Source organism: Marinobacter lutaoensis, from assembly GCF_001981305.1.
Classification (GTDB): domain Bacteria; phylum Pseudomonadota; class Gammaproteobacteria; order Pseudomonadales; family Oleiphilaceae; genus Marinobacter; species Marinobacter lutaoensis.
In genome coordinates this window covers 52056-72956 of the sequence record NZ_MSCW01000010.1, presented here as the reverse complement: position 1 = coordinate 72956, position 20901 = coordinate 52056, and the positions used below count along the sequence as shown (strand labels likewise).

Annotated in this window: 22 protein-coding genes; 13 read left to right on the top strand and 9 right to left on the bottom strand. The window is 63.9% G+C overall.

Going from position 1 to position 20901, the window contains the following annotated elements:
• Positions 1-17: 17 nt before the first annotated feature.
• The 5 genes from BTO32_RS15980 to BTO32_RS15960 all read right to left on the bottom strand — a co-directional run bounded on the left by BTO32_RS15980 (position 18) and on the right by BTO32_RS15960 (position 5481).
• Positions 18-524, bottom strand: a complete 507-nt coding sequence (locus BTO32_RS15980) for a hypothetical protein (RefSeq protein ID WP_076725661.1) — start codon at positions 522-524, stop codon at positions 18-20.
• A gap of 98 nt (positions 525-622) precedes the next feature.
• Positions 623-2377 (bottom strand): sodium:solute symporter family protein, encoded by a 1755-nt coding sequence (locus BTO32_RS15975; protein WP_076725660.1) that lies wholly within the window; start codon positions 2375-2377, stop codon positions 623-625.
• A 6-nt stretch (positions 2378-2383) separates the two neighbouring features.
• Positions 2384-2647, bottom strand: a complete 264-nt coding sequence (locus BTO32_RS15970) for a DUF4212 domain-containing protein (protein ID WP_076725659.1) — start codon at positions 2645-2647, stop codon at positions 2384-2386.
• A gap of 205 nt (positions 2648-2852) precedes the next feature.
• On the bottom strand, positions 2853-3557 hold the full coding sequence (locus BTO32_RS15965) for a 3'-5' exonuclease (RefSeq protein WP_076725658.1): 705 nt from the start codon (positions 3555-3557) through the stop codon (positions 2853-2855).
• 10 nt (positions 3558-3567) lie between these two features.
• On the bottom strand, positions 3568-5481 hold the full coding sequence (locus BTO32_RS15960) for a putative nucleotidyltransferase substrate binding domain-containing protein (RefSeq protein ID WP_076725657.1): 1914 nt from the start codon (positions 5479-5481) through the stop codon (positions 3568-3570).
• Between the two features lie 168 nt (positions 5482-5649).
• On the opposite strand from BTO32_RS15960, the gene smrA reads away from it, so the two are divergent.
• The 9 genes from smrA (at position 5650) to BTO32_RS15915 (ending at position 11169) form a co-directional block, all read left to right on the top strand.
• The gene (gene smrA, locus BTO32_RS15955; RefSeq protein ID WP_076725656.1) at positions 5650-6231 is read left to right on the top strand and encodes a DNA endonuclease SmrA; all 582 of its coding nucleotides are present in this window, start codon (positions 5650-5652) and stop codon (positions 6229-6231) included.
• Positions 6232-6296: 65 nt separating this feature from the next.
• The gene (locus BTO32_RS15950; protein ID WP_245820367.1) at positions 6297-6491 is read left to right on the top strand and encodes a hypothetical protein; all 195 of its coding nucleotides are present in this window, start codon (positions 6297-6299) and stop codon (positions 6489-6491) included.
• 2 nt (positions 6492-6493) lie between these two features.
• Positions 6494-6934, top strand: a complete 441-nt coding sequence (locus BTO32_RS18260; protein WP_076725654.1) for a (2Fe-2S)-binding protein — start codon at positions 6494-6496, stop codon at positions 6932-6934.
• Positions 6922-7179 carry a xanthine dehydrogenase family protein molybdopterin-binding subunit gene (locus BTO32_RS17945; protein WP_175618681.1) on the top strand — a complete coding sequence of 86 codons (258 nt, stop codon included), beginning with the start codon at positions 6922-6924 and terminating at the stop codon, positions 7177-7179. The genes BTO32_RS18260 and BTO32_RS17945 overlap by 13 nt, the downstream gene beginning before the upstream one ends.
• The gene (locus BTO32_RS15935) at positions 7172-8152 is read left to right on the top strand and encodes an XdhC family protein (RefSeq protein WP_245820366.1); all 981 of its coding nucleotides are present in this window, start codon (positions 7172-7174) and stop codon (positions 8150-8152) included. Before BTO32_RS17945 ends, BTO32_RS15935 begins: the two co-directional genes overlap by 8 nt.
• Positions 8153-8214: 62 nt before the next feature.
• Positions 8215-8841, top strand: a complete 627-nt coding sequence (locus tag BTO32_RS15930; protein ID WP_076725652.1) for a methylthioribulose 1-phosphate dehydratase — start codon at positions 8215-8217, stop codon at positions 8839-8841.
• A complete protein-coding gene (locus BTO32_RS15925) occupies positions 8838-9398 on the top strand; it encodes a 1,2-dihydroxy-3-keto-5-methylthiopentene dioxygenase (RefSeq protein ID WP_076725651.1) in 561 nt (186 codons plus the stop codon). The genes BTO32_RS15930 and BTO32_RS15925 overlap by 4 nt, the downstream gene beginning before the upstream one ends.
• Positions 9395-10084, top strand: a complete 690-nt coding sequence (gene mtnC / locus BTO32_RS15920) for an acireductone synthase (RefSeq protein WP_076725650.1) — start codon at positions 9395-9397, stop codon at positions 10082-10084. Before BTO32_RS15925 ends, mtnC begins: the two co-directional genes overlap by 4 nt.
• A gap of 29 nt (positions 10085-10113) precedes the next feature.
• A complete protein-coding gene (locus BTO32_RS15915; protein WP_076725649.1) occupies positions 10114-11169 on the top strand; it encodes a DUF3080 domain-containing protein in 1056 nt (351 codons plus the stop codon).
• Positions 11170-11173: 4 nt separating this feature from the next.
• On the opposite strand, the gene tfpB is transcribed toward BTO32_RS15915, so the two are convergent.
• Genes tfpB through arsC form a run of 4 tightly spaced genes read right to left on the bottom strand, consistent with a single transcriptional unit; the run spans position 11174 to position 14336 of the window.
• On the bottom strand, positions 11174-12973 hold the full coding sequence (gene tfpB, locus BTO32_RS15910; RefSeq protein WP_076725648.1) for a type IV pilus assembly ATPase TfpB: 1800 nt from the start codon (positions 12971-12973) through the stop codon (positions 11174-11176).
• 33 nt (positions 12974-13006) lie between these two features.
• The gene (locus tag BTO32_RS15905; RefSeq protein ID WP_076725647.1) at positions 13007-13366 is read right to left on the bottom strand and encodes a DUF2069 domain-containing protein; all 360 of its coding nucleotides are present in this window, start codon (positions 13364-13366) and stop codon (positions 13007-13009) included.
• A gap of 14 nt (positions 13367-13380) precedes the next feature.
• A complete protein-coding gene (gene wrbA / locus BTO32_RS15900; protein ID WP_076725646.1) occupies positions 13381-13986 on the bottom strand; it encodes an NAD(P)H:quinone oxidoreductase in 606 nt (201 codons plus the stop codon).
• Positions 13983-14336 carry an arsenate reductase (glutaredoxin) gene (arsC, locus tag BTO32_RS15895; protein ID WP_076725645.1) on the bottom strand — a complete coding sequence of 118 codons (354 nt, stop codon included), beginning with the start codon at positions 14334-14336 and terminating at the stop codon, positions 13983-13985. The genes wrbA and arsC overlap by 4 nt, the downstream gene beginning before the upstream one ends.
• 70 nt (positions 14337-14406) lie before the next feature.
• On the opposite strand from arsC, the gene BTO32_RS15890 reads away from it, so the two are divergent.
• The 4 genes from BTO32_RS15890 (at position 14407) to tilS (ending at position 20879) form a co-directional block, all read left to right on the top strand.
• Positions 14407-14874 carry a TlpA family protein disulfide reductase gene (locus tag BTO32_RS15890; RefSeq protein WP_076725644.1) on the top strand — a complete coding sequence of 156 codons (468 nt, stop codon included), beginning with the start codon at positions 14407-14409 and terminating at the stop codon, positions 14872-14874.
• A 39-nt stretch (positions 14875-14913) separates the two neighbouring features.
• Positions 14914-18396 carry a DNA polymerase III subunit alpha gene (gene dnaE / locus BTO32_RS15885; protein WP_076725643.1) on the top strand — a complete coding sequence of 1161 codons (3483 nt, stop codon included), beginning with the start codon at positions 14914-14916 and terminating at the stop codon, positions 18394-18396.
• Between the two features lie 190 nt (positions 18397-18586).
• Positions 18587-19540 (top strand): acetyl-CoA carboxylase carboxyl transferase subunit alpha, encoded by a 954-nt coding sequence (gene accA / locus BTO32_RS15880; RefSeq protein WP_076725642.1) that lies wholly within the window; start codon positions 18587-18589, stop codon positions 19538-19540.
• Complete coding sequence (gene tilS, locus BTO32_RS15875; protein WP_076725641.1) at positions 19524-20879, top strand: tRNA lysidine(34) synthetase TilS; 1356 nt, start codon at positions 19524-19526, stop codon at positions 20877-20879. Before accA ends, tilS begins: the two co-directional genes overlap by 17 nt.
• Positions 20880-20901 lie beyond the last annotated feature (22 nt).

Below are 20901 nucleotides of genomic sequence, written 5' to 3'. Positions count from 1 at the left end.
TCGGGACCGTCACGGCGTCAGGACCGGCAGACCGTCTGGACCAGCGGATCCTGAGCCGGCAGGACTTTCATGTTGTCCACCCTGGGCGTGCCGTCGGAACCGAGTGGCACCAGCTCCCGGGTCCCGCAGTGCATCAGGTGGACCCGGTGCGAGACGGCGTCGGTCATTTTCTGCTCAAAACGGTAGAGCGTAAACCGCACGATGTTCGCATCGCGGGTATCCCGGCTGATGCTTTGGGTGTCGACGGCGGAGAAGGCCGTCACATACGGGAAGGCAAAGGTCCAGGGCCGCCACAGAATGCCGTCGCTTTCAGTACTGACGATCACCGCTTCCTCCGGCAGCAGGGATTTCTTGTGCTCATACCAGGTGTATTCGCCCTGAATCAGGTAGCCGAGCATGCCGGCGCCGGCAAAGACGGGAATGATCCAGCGGGGCGCCTTGTTGCGGGTAGCGGCGCGGATGCCGAGGGCGATGCCGGCGGCGCCGAGGCCGCAAAATATCGTGGCGATAAAGGTCCAGAACATACTTCTACTTTCCTCAAAAAAGAACGGGCTCCCTCGATGAGGAAGCCCGTTCAGGTTCAACCTCCCGCCAAACTCAATGAGTCCGGCTGAGTTGTTTCTTAGTGGTCGTGAGCGGAACCGGCACCCCGCGGGTAACGGACGCTTTCGACCAGCTCCTGGATTTCAACGGGCGGCTCTTCCGTAACATTGGATACCACGAAGGCTACCGCAAAGTTGACGATGGCACCAATGGCTCCGATCGACAGCGGCGAAATGCCCATGACCCAGTTATCGGGAGTGTCCGGCAAGTTGTTGGTGCCAGGGATGAACAGCCAGCCCTTGTACACGAAGATGTAGATCAGCGTGAAGGCGAGGCCGGTCAGCATGCCGGCGATGGCGCCGATGTTGTTCACCCGTTTGGAGAAGATCCCCATCATCAGGGCCGGGAACAGCGAGGCGGCCGCGATACCGAAGGCCAGGGCCACGACCTGGGCGGCGAAGCCCGGCGGGTTGGCTCCCAGGTAGGTGGCGACCACGATGGCGACCGACATGGAGATCCGGGCGGCCAGCAGTTCGCCTTTTTCCGAGATGTTGGGGTTGATCGAACCCTTGATCAGGTCATGGCTGACCGCCGAGGAAATGGCCAGCAACAGACCCGCAGCCGTGGACAGCGCCGCCGCCAGACCGCCCGCGGCGATCAGGCCCACGACCCAGCCGGGCAGGTTGGCGATTTCCGGGTTGGCCAGAACCAGAATATCCCGGTTGACGGTCAGCTCGTTGCCGGCCCAGCCGCGGGCTTCGGCTTCGGCTTGGTAAGCCGGGGTGTCATTGTAGAGCTGGATGCGGCCGTCGTTGTTCTTGTCCTCGAACTTGATCAGGCCGGTGATCTCCCACTCCTTGACCCAGTTCGGCCGGTCTTCGTACAGGATCGGCGCGGCGTCGGTGCCATCCGGATAGATGGTGGTCATCAGGTTCAGGCGGGCCATGGACGCCACGGCCGGGGCGGTCAGGTACAGCAGGGCGATGAACACCAGGGCCCAGCCGGCGGACCAGCGTGCGTCAGCCACCTTGGGTACGGTGAAGAACCGGATGATGACGTGGGGCAGACCGGCGGTACCGATCATCAGCGACAGGGTAAACAGAACCATGTTCAGCTTGTTGTCGATGTCCGCGGTATAGGAGTTGAAACCGAGATCGGTAATGACCTGGTTCAGTTTCTCCAGAATGGGCATGCCGGAATCGATGTGAGTGGAGAACAGGCCCAGCGGCGGCAGCGGGTTGCCGGTCAGTTGCAGGGAGATGAACACCGCCGGGATGGTGTAGGCGACGATCAGTACGCAGTACTGAGCCACCTGGGTGTAGGTGATCCCCTTCATGCCGCCCAGTACGGCGTAGACGAACACCACCACCGCGGCGATGATCAGGCCCATGGTGGAATCCACTTCCAGGAACCGGGAGAAGGCGACGCCGGCACCGGCCATCTGGCCGATAACGTAGGTCACCGATGCCACGATCAGGCAGATAACCGCCACCAGTCGGGCATTCTTGCTGTAGAAGCGGTCACCGATGAACTCGGGCACGGTGAACTTGCCGAACTTCCGCAGGTACGGCGCCAGCAGCACGTAGCCACCGGTCCAGCCCATCAGGAAGGTGGAGTTGGAGTAGCCCCCGGCGGCGATCAGGCCCGCCATGGAAATGAAGGATGCCGCGGACATCCAGTCGGCACCGATCGCCATACCGTTGGTGACCGGGTGAACGCCGCCGCCGGCGACGTAGAAATCCTTGGTGCTACCTGCTTTTGCCCAAATAGCAATGAGGATGTAGAGGAGGAAGGATCCCCCAACGAAAATGATGTTGATCGCAAACTGGCTCATGCGTCCTTACTCCTCGTGTACGCCGAATTGTTCGTCGATCTTGTTCATGCGCCAGGCGTAGAAAAAGATCAGAGCGATGAAGGTAAGGATCGAGCCTTGCTGGGCAAACCAGAAACCGAGATCGGTCCCTCCGATGGAAATGCCGGCCAGCAGTGGACGGAGCAGGATCGCGAAGCCGTACGAGACGAGCGCCCACACGATCAGGCATCCGAATATCAGGCGGAGGTTCGCCTTCCAGTAGTTTTCAGCGTCGTAGCTATGACCTGACATAGGATCACTCCTTGGTTGTTGTTGTAGAGCTTGGGTGGTTTTCCGGTGAGGTGCTTCGGGTAGAGAATTTATTATTCATATAAGTACTTCTCCGACTGTCGTCTCTCCCGACTTTACTGGTCAAGCAATTTATAGATATTGGCAAAAGGTCTAATTCTCAGTCATTTGCCTGCCCGACGGCCGTTTCTGTGACGCAGGTTTGGGTTCAGAACCGGTGCATGTTTTGCAGACGACGGTGATACCGAAGTTTGTTGTTCAGCTCTTTGAGAGTCTTCACGCCGTCCTTGTTTGCCTTGTTCAAGGCGATCAGTGTCAGTTCCGCGGTGGCCAGCGCGTCGGCGGCGGCGTGGTGGCGCTCGCTCACCTCCAGACCAAAGTACTCGGCCCAGTGGTCGAGGCCCTTGCCACCGGGCTTGGCGTCGGGGAAGAACGCCGGCAGCAGGTCGGCCACGTCCATCCAGGTGTGGGGGCGGCTGTAGCCCAGGGTTTTTCGGAGCGTCTTCTCCAGAAACTTCTGGTCGAAGGCCGAGTGATAGGCCAGCACCGGGTCGCCGTTCATCCAATCCAGCAGATGCAGTAGGGCATCCTCGGTTTCATGGCCTTGGGTCAGGGCTTCCGGGCCGATGCCGTGAATCAGCACCGTCTCGCGGATATCCAGCTCGGGACGTCGCAGAATCAGGTCGAACTGGTCGTCGAGGGGAATGACGCCTCCGGCAATCGCCACCGCGCCGATGGCAATCACCTCGTCTTTGGCGACATTGAGGCCGGTGGTTTCCAGGTCGAGCACGATCAGGCGGCAATCCGACAGGCGTTGATCGCCGGGGCTCTTGGGCTGGGGCAGGTTGCGGCCGTCCGGGTCCGTGCCGGGGCCGCGCCGGCCGTTCAGCCAGTGTTTGAGTCGTTCCAGCATAGCGTGTGCATCACAGTTGATAGGCGACTTCCAGCTTCTGCTGAAGCCGCTGCGCCTGGCGGAAAGACTCCCGGAGGATGCGTCGATCCAACGGGTTGAGATCGTCTGGGTCGATGTAGTTGGTCAGCGCTTCTCCGCGGTTGAGCATTTCCTGGTGGGCCCGCATGCGAATGGCCTGAATCAGGCTGTAGGCTTCCTTCCAGGCGTTGGCGTCCTTGGCGTCAAACACCCCTTTCCTGGCCAGGGCGTCCATGCGCTCCAGCGTGTTGGCGGTTTCCACGCCATGGGCAAGGGCGAACACCCGGACGGCCTCCACGAACGGCGCCAGGCCCTGGCGCTTGAGGTCCAGAGCGTGTTTGTTGCCGTCGTTAACGTAGCGAAAGCCCCGGAACACCGTAAGCGGCGGCCGGCGTTGCAGCGCGTTGCCTGCCAGCATTTTCTGGAACAGTGCGTTCTTGCGGATGCGGGTGAGCACTTTTTCCAGCAGGTTGTGCAGGGGCTCGGTGGGTCCGAACACCGCACGCATGTCCAGAAAAATGGAGGAATAGACCAGATTCTGGGGGGTGGAGGCATCGATGAAACGGATGAACCACTCGTCCCACTCCCGTTCGCTCAGGCACAGTTTCGGATTGCTGGCCATGATGTTCCCCTTGCACAGGGTGAATCCGCACTCCGCCAGTTCCTTGTTGACGTTCTGGGCGAAGGGCAGCAGGCGTTCCCGGACTTCGTCCTCGGTCATGCCGTCCGGGGTCTGGAACAGGATGCCGTTATCCTGGTCCGTCAGCAGGGTCTGCTCCTGCCGCCCCTCGGAACCGAACGTCAGCCAGGTGAAGGGAATCCCCGGGTCATTTCGCTTAAGGTTGAGTTCCAGCACCCGGCGCACGGTGACGTCGTTGAGCGTGGTGATGATCTTCACCACCTGCCCGGAGTCGGCGCCGTGGGCGAGCATGGCGTCCACCAGCCGGGATACGTCGCTGCGCAGGCTGACCAGCGTCCGCAAATGGGTGGCGGTACCGATGGTGCGGGCCAGGTTGACCAGGTCCACCCGCTGCAGGGAGAACAGATCCCGCTCGGATACCACGCCGATCAGCCGTTCCTCGTCATCGACCACGCACAGGTGGGCAAAGTGGTGCTCGGCCATCAGCATGGCGGCCTCGAAGGCATCGGCGTGAGCCGGCAGCCGGCACGGATCCGGGGTCATCACCTGCTGGATCGGAACGTCCAAGGGGGCTTTTTCTTCCGCCACCAGGGTGCGCAGGTCCCGCAGCGTGAAGATGCCCTTGGGGTGCCGGTTGTCGTCCGTGATGATGATGCTGCCCACGTTGTTCTCGTGCATGCGTGCCACCGCCTTGCGCACCGGCAGGTCCGGCGAGCAGACGATGGGGTTGCGCAGGGCGTAGCGTTCCAGGGGGGTGTCCAGGGAGTTGCTGGACCCGATGGACGCCATGGCGCTGGACTGGATGCGCTGGTTCACCTGGTCCAGCAGGCTGCTGACCCCCCGCAGGCAGAAGTCCCGGAACGGCTCGCTTTCGGAAAACAGCGTAATGAAGGCATCCTGCTCGATACTCAGACAGAAAGTGTCGCCGTCCGCCCGGTGCAGGGTCCGGGTGGGGCGTTCACCGATCAGCGCTGCCAGGGGAAAGCATTCGCCCTGGCTGATTTCGAAGGTGGTCTCGGTGCGGCCTTCCTTTTCGTTCACGCGTTCGCCCCGGATCCGCCCCTGCTTGACCACATAGAACCGTTTCACCACCCCGTCGTCCGGAGACAGCACCGTGTCACCGTCGGCATAGAAACGCAGGGCGGCATGCTCGGCGAAATGCGCCAGGTGGGCGTCGTCCATGTTGGAGAACGGGGCGTGCTCCCGCAGAAATGCCATGATTGCACGGGTGTTCTGGGGGCGGTTGTTGTCCGGGTTCGCTGCCATTGTTGGAGGTCCATCGTATCGTTCTTGTTGTCTGCCTGAGTGTAGTCCAGGGCCCCCGGCGGGGCCCTACGATCTTGGTCGCAGGCAGAGCTGCCGATGCCGCTTCTTTAAGGCAAATCGGGCCGGTGGTAAAGTGCTGGCATCCATTGGTATCGAACGAAGCAAACCATGACCAGTAAAGAAGAGCGCCTGGCTTTCCTGGAAGAGATGAAGGGCGTCCGGCGTATCCGCAAGCCTAACCGAGTCGAGACTCCGGTGCCACGGGAGCTGACGCCGGGTCACCTGGAGCGGCAGCGGTCCGCCGTGGCGGCGCCGGCCCTGGATCGCAACCCGCTGACCGCGGACGTCGTGGAGCCGCTCGGGGCCCATGACATTCTCAGCTGGCAGCGGCCGGGCGTCCAGCATGGCGTGTTCCGCAAGCTGCGCCTGGGCCAGTATCCCATCGAAGCGCGCCTGGACCTGCACCGCATGACCGTGGCCCAGGCCAGAAAGGAAGTGTTCGATTTCATTAACGATTGTGTTCGCTACGGTCTCCGCTCGGTGATCATCCTGCATGGCAAGGGCGAGCGGAACCCTGACGGCATTGCCCAGCTTAAGAGTTACCTCGCCAAGTGGTTGACCGAGCTGGATGCGGTGCTGGCCTTTCATTCGGCCCAAAAGCACCATGGCGGGACCGGGGCGGTCTATGTCATGGTTCGAAAAAGTGAACGGGACAAGCAGCACAATCGTGAGCTTCACGGCAGCCGCTAGGCGCCGGTTTATCAACGCCCGGCAGGCAGATGCCGGAATTTCATCGTGAATATCAGGAGGTAAGTGTGCTCAGAACCCTGGGAGTAGTGGTATTGGCCGTGGTCGCTCTGGCGGGCTGTCAGGACCGCGTGATCTGGGACGACAACGGAAAACTGGGGCGAACCACTGAAGATCGGGAAATCTGGAACAGCAATGGCCGGCTGGAAAACGGTGAGCGCAAGATCTGGGTAAACCAGGACGGCAAGGAAATCATCAAGTAAATATGGGTGCGACGGGTTCGGCGGTGACCACCGTTGAGGGGCTGTCCCGGGATGACCGGCTGCATCCCCTGCAGCAGGCCTGGATCGAGCATTCCGTACCACAGTGCGGGTACTGCCAGTCCGGCCAGCTGATGACCGCCGCGCACCTGCTGGCCACCAATCCCGCACCCAGCCGGGAGGACATTGCCACGGTGATGTCGGGCAATCTGTGTCGCTGTGGTACCTACGGCCGGATGATCGAGGCCATCGAGGGCGCGGTCGACTACCCCTATCAGGTGCCGCACATCGACATCCGGCACACTCACGTCGATCCCGGCGTTCCCATTACTTGGTGGCGTTCGGTGGGGTACTCCCACAACGGCTTCGCGGTGGAAACCTTCATGGATGAGCTGGCCTACGCCCTGGCGGAGGACCAGATCGAGGGGGCATTGTGTTTGGTTTGACGGCGGCGCTGCATGGCAACATCACCCGGGTGCGGGGGCAGGCACAGCAGAGCAATTTCCACGACTACCGGTTACTGCGCCATGACGAGCGGCCCCGGGTCACGGTGTCGATACTCGACAGGGGCGAGCCCCCGACCGGGGTGGGGGAGCCGGGCGTCCCCCCGGTTATTCCCGCTTTGGGCAACGCCCTGTTCGCGCTCACCGGTAAACGCCAGCGGTCGCTGCCGCTGCGGGCCGATGCCTGAGCTGGAGCGGGCGGGGCCGGTCTCCGTCATTGCCGACCTGGCTCGCTGGCTCAGTCAGGGGCAGCGGGCCTGGCTGGCCACGGTGGTGGCGACCTGGGGCTCCTCGCCCCGTCCGCAAGGCGCGTGGCTGGCCATCTCCGACCGGGGTGAGTGGAGTGGTTCGGTGTCGGGGGGCTGTCTCGAGGAAAGCCTGTTGCGACAGGGGGCGTCGGACTGTCCCGACCGGCCGTGGCTGCTGGATTACGGCATTCGCGAGCCGGATCGGACCCGCTTCCGGTTGCCGTGCGGTGGCCACATCCGGCTGCTGGTCGAGCCGCTGTCACCGACCGGGGACCTGGGCCATGTGCAGGCCTTACTGACGGCCCTGCATGAACGGCGGCCGGTACTGCGGGCGGTCAGTCTTGACGGCGAACGGCGGCTGTCGGAACCGGAGCGCCGGCCCCGCGAGCGGCTGGCGTTCGATGGCCGGTGGCTGCGCCATAATCTGCAACCCGACTGTCGGGTGCTGCTGATCGGTGCCGGCGAGGTCGCCCGGTATGTGGCCGAGTTCGCCTTGGCGGCGGAATTTTCGGTGACCCTGTGCGAACCCCGACAGGCATTTGCCGACGGCTGGTCCCACGGCCACATACCGTTGCTGCGCCGGCTGCCGGATGACCTGGTGGCCGAAGCCTTTCAGGATCGCTGGTGCGCGGTTCTGGCCCTGGCCCATGATCCCAGGGTGGACGATCTGGGCTTGATGGCCGCCCTGCCGTCTCCCGCCTTCTACGTCGGAGCCATGGGCTCGCGCGTCACCACTGAGGCACGGAGGGCCCGGCTGTTGGCGCTGGGCCTGGCACCCGAGACGGTGGCACGGCTGAAGGCACCCGTGGGCGTCGACATTCCCAGCAAGACGCCGGCGGAAATCGCCATTGCCATTGTGGCGGACCTGATTGCCGCACGTCATGATTTGCGGGTGAACCCGGCGGCCCTATAATGGCGGCAGGCAAGGGCGTGGTCTCCCGATCGCGGCCCGCTATCTGGTTCTGGAGAGCTACCGTGTTTGATGTTACCCGCTACGCCGTCGCCGCCGACGCCATTGTTGAGGCCGGCCGATTCCTGTACCAACGGGGCTGGTCTCCGGCGACGAGCAGCAATTATTCCGCCCGCATCGATGAGCGGCACATCGCCATTACCGTGTCCGGGCGCCACAAGGGGCGGCTGGGGGCCGGCGATGTCATGGTCGTGGACCTGGCCGGACGTCCGGTACAGAGCCAGTGCCGCTCGTCGGCGGAAACCCGGCTCCATACCGTGCTCTACGAGCTGTTCCCCGAGGTGGGCGCGGTGCTGCACACTCATTCGGTGAAAGCGACGGTTCTGAGCTGCCTGTTGCCGCCGGGACAGCCCCTGACACTGGAAGGGTACGAACTGCAGAAAGCCTTTGTCGGTGTCGATACCCACGAAGGGCGCGTTCAGGTTCCGGTGTTCGACAATAGCCAGGATATCGACGCCCTGGCCGAACAGACTCGGGCCTGGTTCCGGGCGCACCCGGAACAGCCGGGTTATCTCATCCGCGGCCATGGCCTGTATACCTGGGGCCGGACCATGGACGACTGCCTGCGCCATGTCGAGGCCTTCGAATTTCTCTTTGAATGTGAACTGGAAACCATGAGGGTTCGCCCATGACCACCCTGAGCATCTTTGATCCCAGCCGGCCGGAGTCCCCGGAGTCCGTCACCGAGAACCCGGAGCGGATCCGGGACCTGCTGGCACCCCATGGCGTGCGCTTCGAGCAGTGGCCAACCCGGGAACTGCCGGCGGCGGCTTCCCAGGAGGCGATCCTGTCCGCGTATCGGGACGAGGTGGCGCGCCTGAAGGCCGAGTGCGGCTTCCAGACCGCGGACGTGGTCAGCCTGACCGCGGACCATCCCCAGAAGGATGCCCTGCGCCAGAAATTTCTGGACGAACACACCCACAGCGAGGACGAAGTCCGCTTCTTCGTCCGTGGCCAGGGGCTGTTCTACCTGCACCTGGGGGACCGGGTCTATGCCCTGCTGTGCCAGCAGAACGACCTGATCAGCGTGCCGGACGGGACTCCGCACTGGTTTGACATGGGGCCCGAGCCGGACTTCACCTGCATCCGCTTGTTCACCAACCCCGAGGGATGGGTCGCGGACTTCACCGGCGAGGACATCGCCGCGCGGTTGCCCCGTTACGAGACACTGGTGGAGGCGAGCGGATGATCCGGGTGATTCTGACCGACATTGAGGGCACCACCAGCTCGATTTCGTTCGTGCATGACGTACTTTTCCCCTATGCCGCCCAGCACTTGCCGGCGTACGTCCGCGCCAATGCCGGGGAGCCGGGGGTGGCGGAGCAGCTGGATGCCGTGGCCGAGCAGAGCGGTGTCGACCGGGACGATCTGGATGCGCTGGTGGCGGTGTTGCAGCAGTGGATCCGGGAAGACCGCAAGTCGACACCGCTGAAAGCCCTGCAGGGGCAGGTCTGGGAGGACGGTTACCGGACCGGTGAGCTGAAAGGGCACATTTACCCGGACGCCGCGGATTACCTGCAGCGCTGGCACGATCGAGGCTTGCGCCTGTTCGTCTATTCCTCTGGCTCGGTTCAGGCTCAGAAGCTGCTGTTCGGGCACACCACAGAAGGGGACTTCACGCCGTTCTTCTCCGGTTATTTCGATACCCGGATAGGGGGTAAGAAGGAGGCCGATTCCTACCGCGCCATTCTGGAAGAACTGGGGGTGGAGCCGGCCACCGTACTGTTCCTGTCGGACGTGGAAGACGAGCTGGAAGCGGCGGAGTCAGCGGGGATGAGAACCGCCTGGTTGGTCCGGGACGGCGATCCGCCCCGGACGTCGCGTTTTGTCGCCCGGGATTTTGCCGAGGTGGATACGCTGCTCAGGGCGCGGTGATTCCCGCCTATCCGCAAGGAGGAACGCCTGTGGCCGCCGTCCGGGGCCGTCGGTGGTGGCTGTGTCTGTGCCTGCCGCTGCTGGCGGCCTGTCAGCCCTTCAACGACGCCCGCCCGATGATGGATGAATACCTCGAGCGGGTGGCTCGGGTGCTGGACCTTGAACCTCATTATTCTCCCATTACGCCGCCGCGGCAGATGCCCCGGCGGCGTGATCGTGTCCTGAGCATGCCCGAGCTGGAGCTGGGCATGCTCGACTTTCTGTCCCTGTATGGCTGCGAGCTGCAATACGTGGTGGGCGAGCGCAACTCCATCATGGGGCGGGTCATGCAGCCGGCCAACCGGCTCCGTTACGAACTCCGTTTCATTCAGGCGGCCCGGACGTGCATGCCGACACTGGCGGACGACGACCTCCGCACGGTGCTGGCGGAGGCCGTGGCCAGCAAGCGTGCGTCGCTGCCCCTGGCGGTGTGGAACGCAACTTGGGGCACGGCCGAAGTGGAGACGCTGTTTACCCTGTCCAAGGGGGACTATCCGGTAGCCGCAGAGGGCAACCCGGTGGCCGATCTCAGCCGGGAAGCCCGGCAACTGGACGCCGCGGTTGCCCGGCTGCTGGCCGGGGATCTGTCGGTATCGCTGGACTTCCTCGATTTGGTGCTGCAACGCTGGCAAGCGGACTACCGGGCCGGCCAGTTGCTGCAGTCGGCAAGTCGACTGGTCACCCGGCTCGACGATGCCACCGCCTTGGTACGGCAGCGGCTGGAGGGACGCCCACTGTGCCTCAATGGTCGTCCCAACCCAAAGGCGGACATTGCCCGCAGCCTGTTTTTTAAAATCTACATCGGCCGGGTTCAGCCGTATCTGAGCGATGTCATCCGGGCCCGGGATGCGCTCATCTGGCCGTTGGCCCGACTGGCGGAACGACAGGCCGATACCATGCCCGAGACGTTCCGCCCCTGGTACCGCCGCTATCTTTCGTCAACGGCGGCGGACAGCCTTTGGCGGGCGCTGGATCGGGCCATCGGCGACCACACCCAGGCCTGGCAGCGTTTGCTGGAGCAATGCGGCATGCGCCCCGGCGGGTGACGGTTCAGCCCTGGTGTCCGGGCGTGACACGAAGAATTTCCTCGACGGTGGTCTGGCCGGCCGCCACCTTTTGAGCGCCGCTGAGTCGCAGCGATTTCATGCCTTCCTTGTATGCATCCATCCGCAGCTCGTCCAGGTCGCAAGTATCGGTGATCCGGGAACGCAGGGTGCTGGAGAGGGTCATGATCTCGTAGACGCCGGCCCGTCCGAGGTATCCGGTGTTCCGGCATTCCAGGCAGCCGACCGGGCGCTGGAACCGCTCCGGTGCCGGGGCTTTCCAGGGGCGGGTCAGGGCCTGCCAGGCCTGTTCATCCGCGGCGGCTGGTTGCTTGCAGTGGGGGCAGAGGGTGCGCACCAAGCGTTGCGCCATCACCCCGAGCACGGTGGACCGGATCAGATAGGGGGCAATCCCCAGTTCCATCAGGCGGGTAATGGCGCTGGGCGCATCGTTGGTGTGCAGCGTCGACAGTACCAAGTGCCCGGTCAGGGCGGCCTGCACCGCCATTTCCGCAGTTTCCAGATCGCGGATCTCACCAATCATGATGATGTCCGGATCCTGGCGCAGCAGGGCCCGGACGCCGGCAGCGAAGGTCAGGTCGATGCCGGGGTGGACCTGCATCTGGTTAAACGCCGGCTCCACCATTTCAATGGGGTCCTCGATGGTGCAGACGTTCAGTTCCGGCGTGGCGATCTGTCGCAGGGTGGAATAGAGGGTCGTGGTCTTGCCGGAACCGGTGGGCCCGGTGACCAGCACGATGCCGTGCGGCTGGCGGGTGATCGCCTGCCAGCGCTCCCGGTCTTCCCGACCGAACCCCAGCTGCTCGTAGGACTTCAGCAGAACGTCCGGGTCGAAGATCCGCATCACCATCTTCTCGCCAAAGGCCGTGGGCAGGGTGGCCAGCCGCAGTTCCACCTCGCTGTTGTCTGGCTTGCGGGTCTTGATGCGGCCGTCCTGGGGCCGGCGTTTCTCCGCCACGTTCAGCCGCCCTAGAATCTTCAGACGGCTGGTGACGGCCACGCCCACCTGGGCGGGAAATTCGTAAACACTGTGCAGCACGCCGTCGATCCGGAAGCGGACCCGGGTCACCTCGCGGCGGGGTTCGATGTGAATGTCCGAGGCCCGTTGGTCGAAGGCATACTGGAGCAGCCAGTCGACGATCCGCACCACGTGCTGGTCGTTGGCGTCGGGGTTCTCGTTGGCGCCCAGATCCAGCAGCTGCTCCATGTTCTGACCGGCCTGGGTACTGCCCTGGCCGTTGGCCTTGCTGACCGAATTGGCCAGTTGGTAGAACTCGACGGTATAGCGACGAATAGCCTCCGGGTTGGCCACCACCCGGCGGATGTCCTTACGCAACGCCTGGCGCAGGTTGCTTTCCCAGTCCGTCTTGAAGGGATCGGCGCTGGCAATTACGACATGGTCGGGGTGGATTTCCGTCGCCAGGATGCCGTGACGCTGGGCAAAGGCGTAGGACATGACCCGGGCAATGGCCGGCGTGTCGATGCGCAGGGGGTCGATGTGCAGGTAAGGTTGGCCGGCCCAGTCGGCCAGCCACTGGGTCAGGGATTCCAGGTCCAGAGGGTGGCCGTCGCGGGCGCGGGTAAGGCCCGCCTCGGCGATCCGTTCCAGAGGGTGGCGCCGGCCGGCGCCGGTGCTCCTGGGGGCCGAGCCCAGATCACCGGACAATACACGCTCCGCATCCGTTTCCCGCAGCTCGCCGCTGGCGATCAGGGCAGCGCACAAGCCTCGCAGGGTCAGTGGGCCCTGGGGGTGGGGCGGTGGCGTGGCCGGTCCGGGTTCGGTCATGGCGTTGGGCTCCAGGGGGTGGGCCCGTCAGCGTCAGCCGGCGGACGGGCGGTTGATTTTCAAATGAACCATGGCGCTGACGAACAGCAGGAAGCTCAGAATCATCAGCGCCAGCGGCCCCGGCGCCCCCTCGCTGAGCCAGGCGGATACCACGGCCTGGGTAAAATAGAAGATCACCACGAATCCCATCCAGATGTAACCGCGGTTGTTGCCCCGGAACACCGGTACCAGAAACGCCAGCAGGGGAACCAGTTTGACGGTCAGCATCAGAGGCACGGACACCCCCTCGATCGGAGCGGGCACAAACGTGGTGATCACCAGGGTGGCCAGTACCGCCAGATAGCAGAGCGTGGTCAGGCGGGCTGTAACCCGGGCGTTGTCATTGTGAAGCATAGCGGATGTTCGCATCAGTCGGAGAGTTTCAGGGCCAGGCGTGCCAGCCGTTGGCCAAAGGCCTGGCACAGGTGTTTTTCATGGTCACTCAGGGGTTGCTGCGGGCCGGTGCCGGCCCAGTGGGAGGGGCCGTAGGGCGTACCTCCGGTTTGGGTCTCGGACAGGGCGTTTTCGGTGTAGGGCAGGCCACACAGCACCATGCCGTGGTGTAGCAGAGGCAGCATCATGGTCAGCAGGGTGGCTTCCTGGCCACCGTGCAGGCTGCCGGTGGAGGTGAACGCGCCAGCGGGCTTGCCTGCCAGGGCGCCGCTCAGCCAGAGGTCGCCGGTGCTGTCGAGAAAATGCTTCAGCGGCGCGGCCATGTTGCCGAAACGGGTGGGGCTACCCAGCGCCAGCCCGGCACAGCCGGCGAGGTCGGCCTTGGTGGCGTAAGGGGCGCCGGTATCGGGTACCGGCGGCAGGGTGGCCTCGGTGTCCGGCGATACCGGAGGCACCGTGCGCAGACGGGCCTCGATGCCGGGGACGCGGGCCACGCCACGACCGATCTGGGTCGCCATTTCGGCGGTTTGCCCGTTGCGGCTGTAGTAGAGAATCAGAAGATAGGGGGTGGTGTCGGTCATAGGATGTCCAGAACCCGTTCCGGGGGACGGCCGATGGCGGCCTTGCCGTTGGCCAGCACGATCGGCCGCTCGATCAGTTTCGGGGTCGTCACCATTGCCTGGATCAGCTGCGCCCGGGTCAGCTCCGGGTTGTCCAGGCCCAGCGCCTTGTACTCGGGTTCCTTGGTGCGCATCAGCTGGCGTGGCTCGAGTCCGAGCAGGTCAAGGATGTGTTCCAGTTCCTGCGCTGTCGGAGGGGTCTCCAGGTAGCGTATAATCTCCGGTTCGACGCCGCGCTCGGTCAGCAGCTCAAGGGTTTGTCGCGACTTGGAACAGCGCGGGTTGTGGAAAATCCGGGTGGCTTCTGTCATCTTCTCGCCTGACTATCTGAATGGACGTTGCGGGTTGAACAGGCCCGTTAGTCTAACAGGAGGAGGCACCGTGCAGTACCCTGTTGGAACGCGAGCCCGTCGTGTGGCCCTGGCGCTATTGCTGGGGGGCGCCACGGCATGGCTGGGCGGCTGTCAGCCACCGTCGTTCGAGCGGATCGGCGGTCCGCCGATCGAGTGGGATGCGCTGCGTGGCCAGTGGGTACTGGTGAACTACTGGGCGGAATGGTGCCAGCCGTGCTGGGAGGAAATTCCGGCGCTCAATGCCCTGGACTCGGCCCCGGACATCACCGTTCTCGGCGTCAACTTCGACGGCGTTACCGGCTCCGAACTGAGTGCGCTGGGCGCGCGCATGGGCATCGAATTCACGCTGCTGGCCCAGGATCCGGGACCGGCTCTGGGCTGGACCTCGCCGGTGGGGCTGCCGGCGACCTTCGTGGTGGCCCCGGACGGCAGCTTGCGGGAAGCCCGCTTCGGTGCCCAGACTGAAGCCGGTATCCGGGCCCTGATGCGCCGCTGACCGGCTTCAAACCGAATCCAAGCAGGAATGCCCCAATCTATGGCAGAGACTTTCGTACATCTACGCGTACACTCCGAATACTCCATGGTCGACGGGCTGGTGCGGGTGAAACCGCTGGTCAGTCGTGTCGCCGAGCTGGGCATGCCCGCGGTGGGGCTGACCGAGCAATCGAATATGTGCTCCCTGGTCCGGTTCTACAAGGCGGCCCTGGGGGCCGGCGTCAAGCCCATCATCGGCGCCGATCTGTGGCTGGAGAACCCGGATGAGCCGGACAATCCGTTCCGTCTGACGTTGCTGGCGCGGAACGGCGATGGTTACCTCAATCTCACCGAAATCGTGTCCCTGGGCTATACCGACGGCCAGCGCTTCGGCAAGCCGATCATCGAAAAGCGCTGGCTGGAAGCGCGCCGGGAAGGGCTGATCGCACTGTCCGGCGCCAAGCTCGGGGATGTTGGCAAGGCCCTGCTGGCGGGCAAGGAGGAACTGGCCCGGGAGCGTGCCGCCTACTGGCGCGATCTCTACCCGGACAGCTACTACCTGGAACTGCAGCGCACCGGCCGCCCGGGAGACGAGGATTGCCTGCACCTGAGTGTGGCGCTGGCGGCGGACATGGGGCTGCCGGTGGTGGCCACCAACGACGTGCACTTTCTGGAGGCAGAGGACTTCGAGGCCCACGAGGCCCGGGTCTGCATCGGCGAGGGGCGGACGCTGGACGATCCCCGTCGTGAGCGGCGCTTCAGCGATCAGCAGTACCTGCGCACCCCCGAGGAAATGATCGAATTGTTCTCGGACATTCCCGAGGCCATCGAGAACACCCTGGAGATCGCCCGGCGTTGTTCGGTGAAGGTCCGGATGGGGGAGTACTTCCTGCCCAATTACCCGATCCCCGAGGGCATGACCATGGACGAATATTTTCGTCAGGTCTCCGAGGAGGGGTTGGAGAAGCGTCTGGCAACCATTCTCAGCAAGGACGACCCGGAGTACGAGACGAAACGGGCGGTGTATTACGATCGCCTGAACTTCGAGCTGGACATCATCACCCAGATGGGCTTTCCGGGCTACTTCTTGATCGTGATGGACTTTATCCAGTGGGCCAAGAACAACGGCATTCCGGTGGGGCCGGGCCGGGGTTCCGGGGCCGGCTCGCTGGTGGCCTACGCGCTGCTGATCACCGATCTGGACCCGCTGCAGTACGACTTGCTGTTCGAGCGCTTCCTGAACCCGGAGCGGGTGTCCATGCCCGACTTCGACGTGGACTTCTGCATGGAGGGGCGGGACCGGGTCATCGAGTACACCGCCCGCAAGTACGGTCGCGAGGCGGTGTCCCAGATCATCACCTTCGGTACCATGGCCGCCAAGGCGGTGGTGCGCGACGTGGCGCGGGTGCAGGGCAAGTCCTACGGTCTGGCGGACAAGCTGTCCAAGCTGATTCCGTTCGAAGTGGGCATGACCCTGAACAAGGCCCTGGAGCAGGAGCCCCAGCTTAAGGAATTCCTGGAGCAGGACGAAGAGGCCCAGGAAATCTGGGAAATGGCCCTGAAACTGGAGGGGGTGTGCCGGAACGCCGGCAAGCACGCCGGTGGCGTGGTCATCGCCCCGACCAAGATTACCGACTTCTCGCCGCTGTACTGTGACGACGAGGGGGGCAGCTTGGTCACCCAGTTCGACAAGGGCGATGTGGAAGAGGCGGGGCTGGTCAAGTTCGACTTTCTGGGGCTGCGCACGCTGACCATCATCAAGTGGGCTCTGAACATGATCAACCCACGCCGTGAAAAACGGGGCGAACCGCCTTTGGATATCAGTGCCATCCCACTGGACGACAAAGCCTCGTTCGACATGCTCAAGCGCGCCGAGACCACGGCGGTGTTCCAGCTGGAATCCCGAGGTATGAAGGACCTGATCCGCCGCCTGCAGCCGGATTCCCTGGAAGACATGATCGCCCTGGTGGCCCTGTTCCGCCCGGGGCCGCTGCAGTCGGGGATGGTGGACGACTTCATTGACCGGAAACATGGTCGCCAGCCCCTGTCGTATCCACACCCGGATTACCAGTACGAAGGGCTGAAGCCGATCCTGGAGCCCACCTACGGGGTCATTCTGTACCAGGAGCAGGTCATGCAGATTGCCCAGGTGATGGCCGGCTATACGCTCGGCGGCGCCGACATGCTGCGGCGTGCCATGGGCAAGAAAAAACCCGAGGAAATGGCCAAGCAGAAGGCGGTATTCCTCGATGGCTGCGAGAACAATGGCATTGACCGGCACCTGGCCGAGAACATCTTCGACCTGGTGGAGAAGTTCGCCGGTTACGGTTTCAACAAGTCCCACTCCGCGGCCTACGCGCTGGTGTCCTACCAGACGCTCTGGCTCAAGGCCCATTACCCGGCCGAATTCATGGCGGCGGTACTCACCGCCGATATGCAGAACACCGACAAGGTGGTGACCCTGGTCGAGGAATGCCGCAGCATGAAGCTCGACCTGGTGCTGCCGGACGTCAACACCTCCGAATACACCTTTACCGTCAACGATGACGGGCAGATTGTCTACGGTCTTGGCGCGATCAAGGGCCTGGGGGAAGGGCCCATTGACAGTATTGTCACCGCCCGTAAGGCCGGTGGGCCGTTCAAGGACATGTTCGACTTCTGCTGCCGTGTCGACCTGCGCAAGGTCAACAAGCGGGCCCTGGAAGCCTTGATTCGTGCCGGAGCCATGGACAAGCTCGGTCCCGGCCGGGCGCAGATGATGGCCTGCATCGACAAGGCCATCCAGCAGGCGGACCAGCAATCCCGGAACGCTGCCGCCGGGATGGTCGACATGTTTGGCGACATGCTGGCCGGCGGTGACGGCGACGACCCCTACGCCGACGTTGCGCACGTCCGGGAGTGGCCGGAGAAGGAGCGCCTCAAGGGTGAGAAGGATACCCTGGGCTTGTACCTGACCGGGCACCCCTTCGATGAATACGAGCCGGAGGTGCGCCGGTTCGTCCGCTCTGCCATCGCCGACCTGAAACCGTCCAAGTCGCCGCAGCGGGTGGCCGGTTTGGTGGTGGCGCAACGCACCATGAAAACCAAGACCGGTTCCACTATGTGTTTCATCACTCTGGATGACCGCAGCGCCCGGATCGAGGCCACCTTGTTCTCGGAAGCTTTCTTCGAGAACCGGGAGCTGCTGCAGTCGGACCAGGTCATTGTGGTGGAGGGCGTGGTCAGCCACGACGATTACTCGGGACAGCTGAAGATGCGGGTCAACTCGGTCATGGACGTGGCCACGGCGCGGCAGACCTTCAGCCGGGGCCTGAAGTTGTGCCTGCACTCCGATCAGCTGCAGAACGGCCTGCTGGACAAGCTCGGAGAGGTGCTGGCCCCATTCCGCAGCCAGGGCAGCCCGGTCTGGATCGAATACACCAGCCCGCAGGCCAGCACACGGATCGAGCTGGGCGAGTCCTGGCGGGTGCAGCCGGATGACAAGCTGCTGCTGGAGCTCCGCTACCTGGTGGGCGATCAATCCGTGGAACTGGTCTATGATTAGGTGAACGGTTTTCGGCGAACCGGGGTGGGGCCGGACGCGCGGGCATTCGAGGCTGGAGGATTACGGTTTTGTCAGAAACCGGCCTCATACCAATGTCCGCTTTAGCCGGACTTCGGGCGCTGCTATCTTTGTCCCAAATTCTGGTTACGGCGGCACCCGTGCCGCCAGGCAATCAAATGATTGGAACATCATGAACCCTAACTACCTGGATTTCGAACAGCCGATCGCCGACCTGGAAGCCAAGATCGAAGAGCTTCGCATGGTGGGCAACGACACCGATATCAACATCACCGACGAGATCAACCGTCTCAAGAAAAAAAGCGTCAGCTTGACGGAGAGCATCTTCTCCAATCTCCAGCCCTGGGACATCGCCCGGCTGGCCCGCCACCCCCGCAGGCCCTACACGCTCGACTACATCGAGATGATCTTCGATGACTTTGACGAGTTGCACGGAGATCGCCGCTACGCCGACGACCTGTCCATCGTTGGTGGCACCGCGCGCCTGGACGGCAAGCCGGTCATGGTGATCGGCCACCAGAAGGGGCGCGAGGTCCGGGACAAGGTCAAGCGCAACTTCGGCATGCCCAGGCCCGAGGGTTACCGTAAGGCCCTGCGCCTGATGGAAATGGCCGAGCGCTTCAAAATGCCCATCCTCACCTTCATCGATACCCCGGGCGCGTACCCGGGGATTGGCGCCGAAGAGCGTGGCCAGAGCGAGGCCATCGCCTACAACCTGGCGGTGATGTCGCGGCTGCGCACGCCCATCATCTCCACGGTGATTGGCGAGGGCGGCTCCGGTGGTGCCCTGGCGATCGGCGTGTGCGATCAGCTCAATATGCTGCAATACTCCACCTACGCGGTGATCTCGCCGGAGGGGTGCGCCTCGATCCTCTGGAAGAGTGCCGAATACGCCGCCCAGGCCGCCGAGGCCATGGGCGTAACCGCCGATCGCCTGAAGGAGCTGGGGATCGCCGACACGGTCATCGAAGAACCGCTGGGCGGTGCCCACCGCAACCCGCAGGCCATGGCGGAGGCGTTGCACGAGGTGCTCGCCGGCGGCGTTGCGGAACTGTCCCGGCTGCCGGTGGACGAGCTGGTGTCCCGGCGCTACGAGCGGCTGACCCGTTATGACGGCGGGCGCTGAGCCCGCGTCTGGTTTTGCCTGGCCGGAAGCATTGTGCGTCGCGGTCAGGTCCCTCCCGGAACACCGGCGTCTTTGGGTTGCCGTCAGCGGCGGCCTGGACTCCACACTGTTGCTGCATCTGGCGTGCCACGGCCACGCCGGTGCCGCCCGCCCGAAAGCCATTCACGTCAATCATCAGCTGCAGCCCAATGCCGGTGAAACCGAGTCGTTCTGTCGGGAGCTGTGCCAAACGCTGGGTGTCGAACTGACGGTCCGGCGCGTCGCCGTGGCCGAGCGGATGGCCGGGGGCGGTCCGTCTGGCCTGGAGGAGGCGGCCCGGCATGCCCGTTACGAAGTGTTTGAGTCGCTGCTGGCTCCGGGGGATCTGTTGCTGATGGCGCACCATGCCGATGATCAGGCAGAGACCGTCCTGTTTCGCCTGTTGCGCGGCACCGGGGTGCGCGGGCTGGCCGGCATGCCCCGGTACCGCCCTCTGGGCCGGGGCAGGCTGTTCCGGCCGCTGCTGGATTTCGATCGTGCCCAGCTGGTTCAGTGGGCCACCCGCGCCGGATTGCGCTGGGTGGAGGACCCCAGCAACACCGATCCGGGTTTTGATCGTAACTTCCTGCGCCATACTGTGCTGCCGGTTCTGAAACCGCGCTGGCCGGGCCTCAACCGTCGTCTGGCGCACACCGCCACAGCCTGCGCGGACAGTGCCTGGCTCAACGACCGGCTGGCGGAAATCCACTGGCAGTCATGCGGCGATGATTCGGGTCGGCTGGCATTGACGGCCCTGGCCGGACTGTCGCCGCTGGAACAACAGAACTTGGTGCGCTGGTGGATTCGGCGCGGAGGCTACCCGTTACCCCCGCGTTCGGACTGGTCCCAAGTGGTGGCGGAGTTGTGCGGGGCCGGGGCCGACCGGGAGCCTGAACTGCTCGGCAAAGGCTTTGCCGTGCGGCGTTACCGACGGCATCTGTATCTGGTGCCGCAACGGCCACCGTTACCGACGGCGCCGATGGCAGTGACGCCGGGGCGGGTCCTGGCGTGGGGCGAGTGGCGTGTGGGCCTATATCCCACGGTGGAACGGCAGGGCGAGGCTCCGGCAATACGAGTATCTACGAGGCAGGGGGGTGAGCGCTTCCGGCCGGCCCCCGACCGTCCTGTCAGGCCGGTCAAGAAATGGTTGCAGGAGCAAGGGGTACCGCCTTGGGAAAGGGCCAGGATTCCGCTGGTTTTCAGGCAGGAAGCGGGGGGCTGGACACTGATCGGAATTGGCGATTTATGGTGCCATGGACAATACTCGGGGAGCGCCCCAGTGGCCGGCTGGCGGCTGATTGTGGAACGGGATTGTGATTGAGTCAGGGGGGGCTTTCTGGTAG

Excerpts from the sequence above, each read along its gene's own strand:
- BTO32_RS15965 (WP_076725658.1), bottom strand. The coding sequence starts at position 3,557 with ATGCTGGAACGACTCAAACACTGGCTGAACGGCCGGCGCGGCCCCGGC.
- accA (WP_076725642.1), top strand. The coding sequence starts at position 18,587 with ATGAACCCTAACTACCTGGATTTCGAACAGCCGATCGCCGACCTGGAA.
- BTO32_RS15975 (WP_076725660.1), bottom strand. The coding sequence starts at position 2,377 with ATGAGCCAGTTTGCGATCAACATCATTTTCGTTGGGGGATCCTTCCTC.
- smrA (WP_076725656.1), top strand. The coding sequence starts at position 5,650 with ATGACCAGTAAAGAAGAGCGCCTGGCTTTCCTGGAAGAGATGAAGGGC.
- wrbA (WP_076725646.1), bottom strand. The coding sequence starts at position 13,986 with ATGACCGACACCACCCCCTATCTTCTGATTCTCTACTACAGCCGCAAC.
- BTO32_RS15980 (WP_076725661.1), bottom strand. The coding sequence starts at position 524 with ATGTTCTGGACCTTTATCGCCACGATATTTTGCGGCCTCGGCGCCGCC.
- dnaE (WP_076725643.1), top strand. The coding sequence starts at position 14,914 with ATGGCAGAGACTTTCGTACATCTACGCGTACACTCCGAATACTCCATG.
- BTO32_RS15960 (WP_076725657.1), bottom strand. The coding sequence starts at position 5,481 with ATGGCAGCGAACCCGGACAACAACCGCCCCCAGAACACCCGTGCAATC.
- tfpB (WP_076725648.1), bottom strand. The coding sequence starts at position 12,973 with ATGACCGAACCCGGACCGGCCACGCCACCGCCCCACCCCCAGGGCCCA.
- mtnC (WP_076725650.1), top strand. The coding sequence starts at position 9,395 with ATGATCCGGGTGATTCTGACCGACATTGAGGGCACCACCAGCTCGATT.
- arsC (WP_076725645.1), bottom strand. The coding sequence starts at position 14,336 with ATGACAGAAGCCACCCGGATTTTCCACAACCCGCGCTGTTCCAAGTCG.
- BTO32_RS15970 (WP_076725659.1), bottom strand. The coding sequence starts at position 2,647 with ATGTCAGGTCATAGCTACGACGCTGAAAACTACTGGAAGGCGAACCTC.
- BTO32_RS15935 (WP_245820366.1), top strand. The coding sequence starts at position 7,172 with ATGCCTGAGCTGGAGCGGGCGGGGCCGGTCTCCGTCATTGCCGACCTG.
- BTO32_RS15925 (WP_076725651.1), top strand. The coding sequence starts at position 8,838 with ATGACCACCCTGAGCATCTTTGATCCCAGCCGGCCGGAGTCCCCGGAG.
- BTO32_RS15905 (WP_076725647.1), bottom strand. The coding sequence starts at position 13,366 with ATGCTTCACAATGACAACGCCCGGGTTACAGCCCGCCTGACCACGCTC.
- tilS (WP_076725641.1), top strand. The coding sequence starts at position 19,524 with ATGACGGCGGGCGCTGAGCCCGCGTCTGGTTTTGCCTGGCCGGAAGCA.
- BTO32_RS18260 (WP_076725654.1), top strand. The coding sequence starts at position 6,494 with ATGGGTGCGACGGGTTCGGCGGTGACCACCGTTGAGGGGCTGTCCCGG.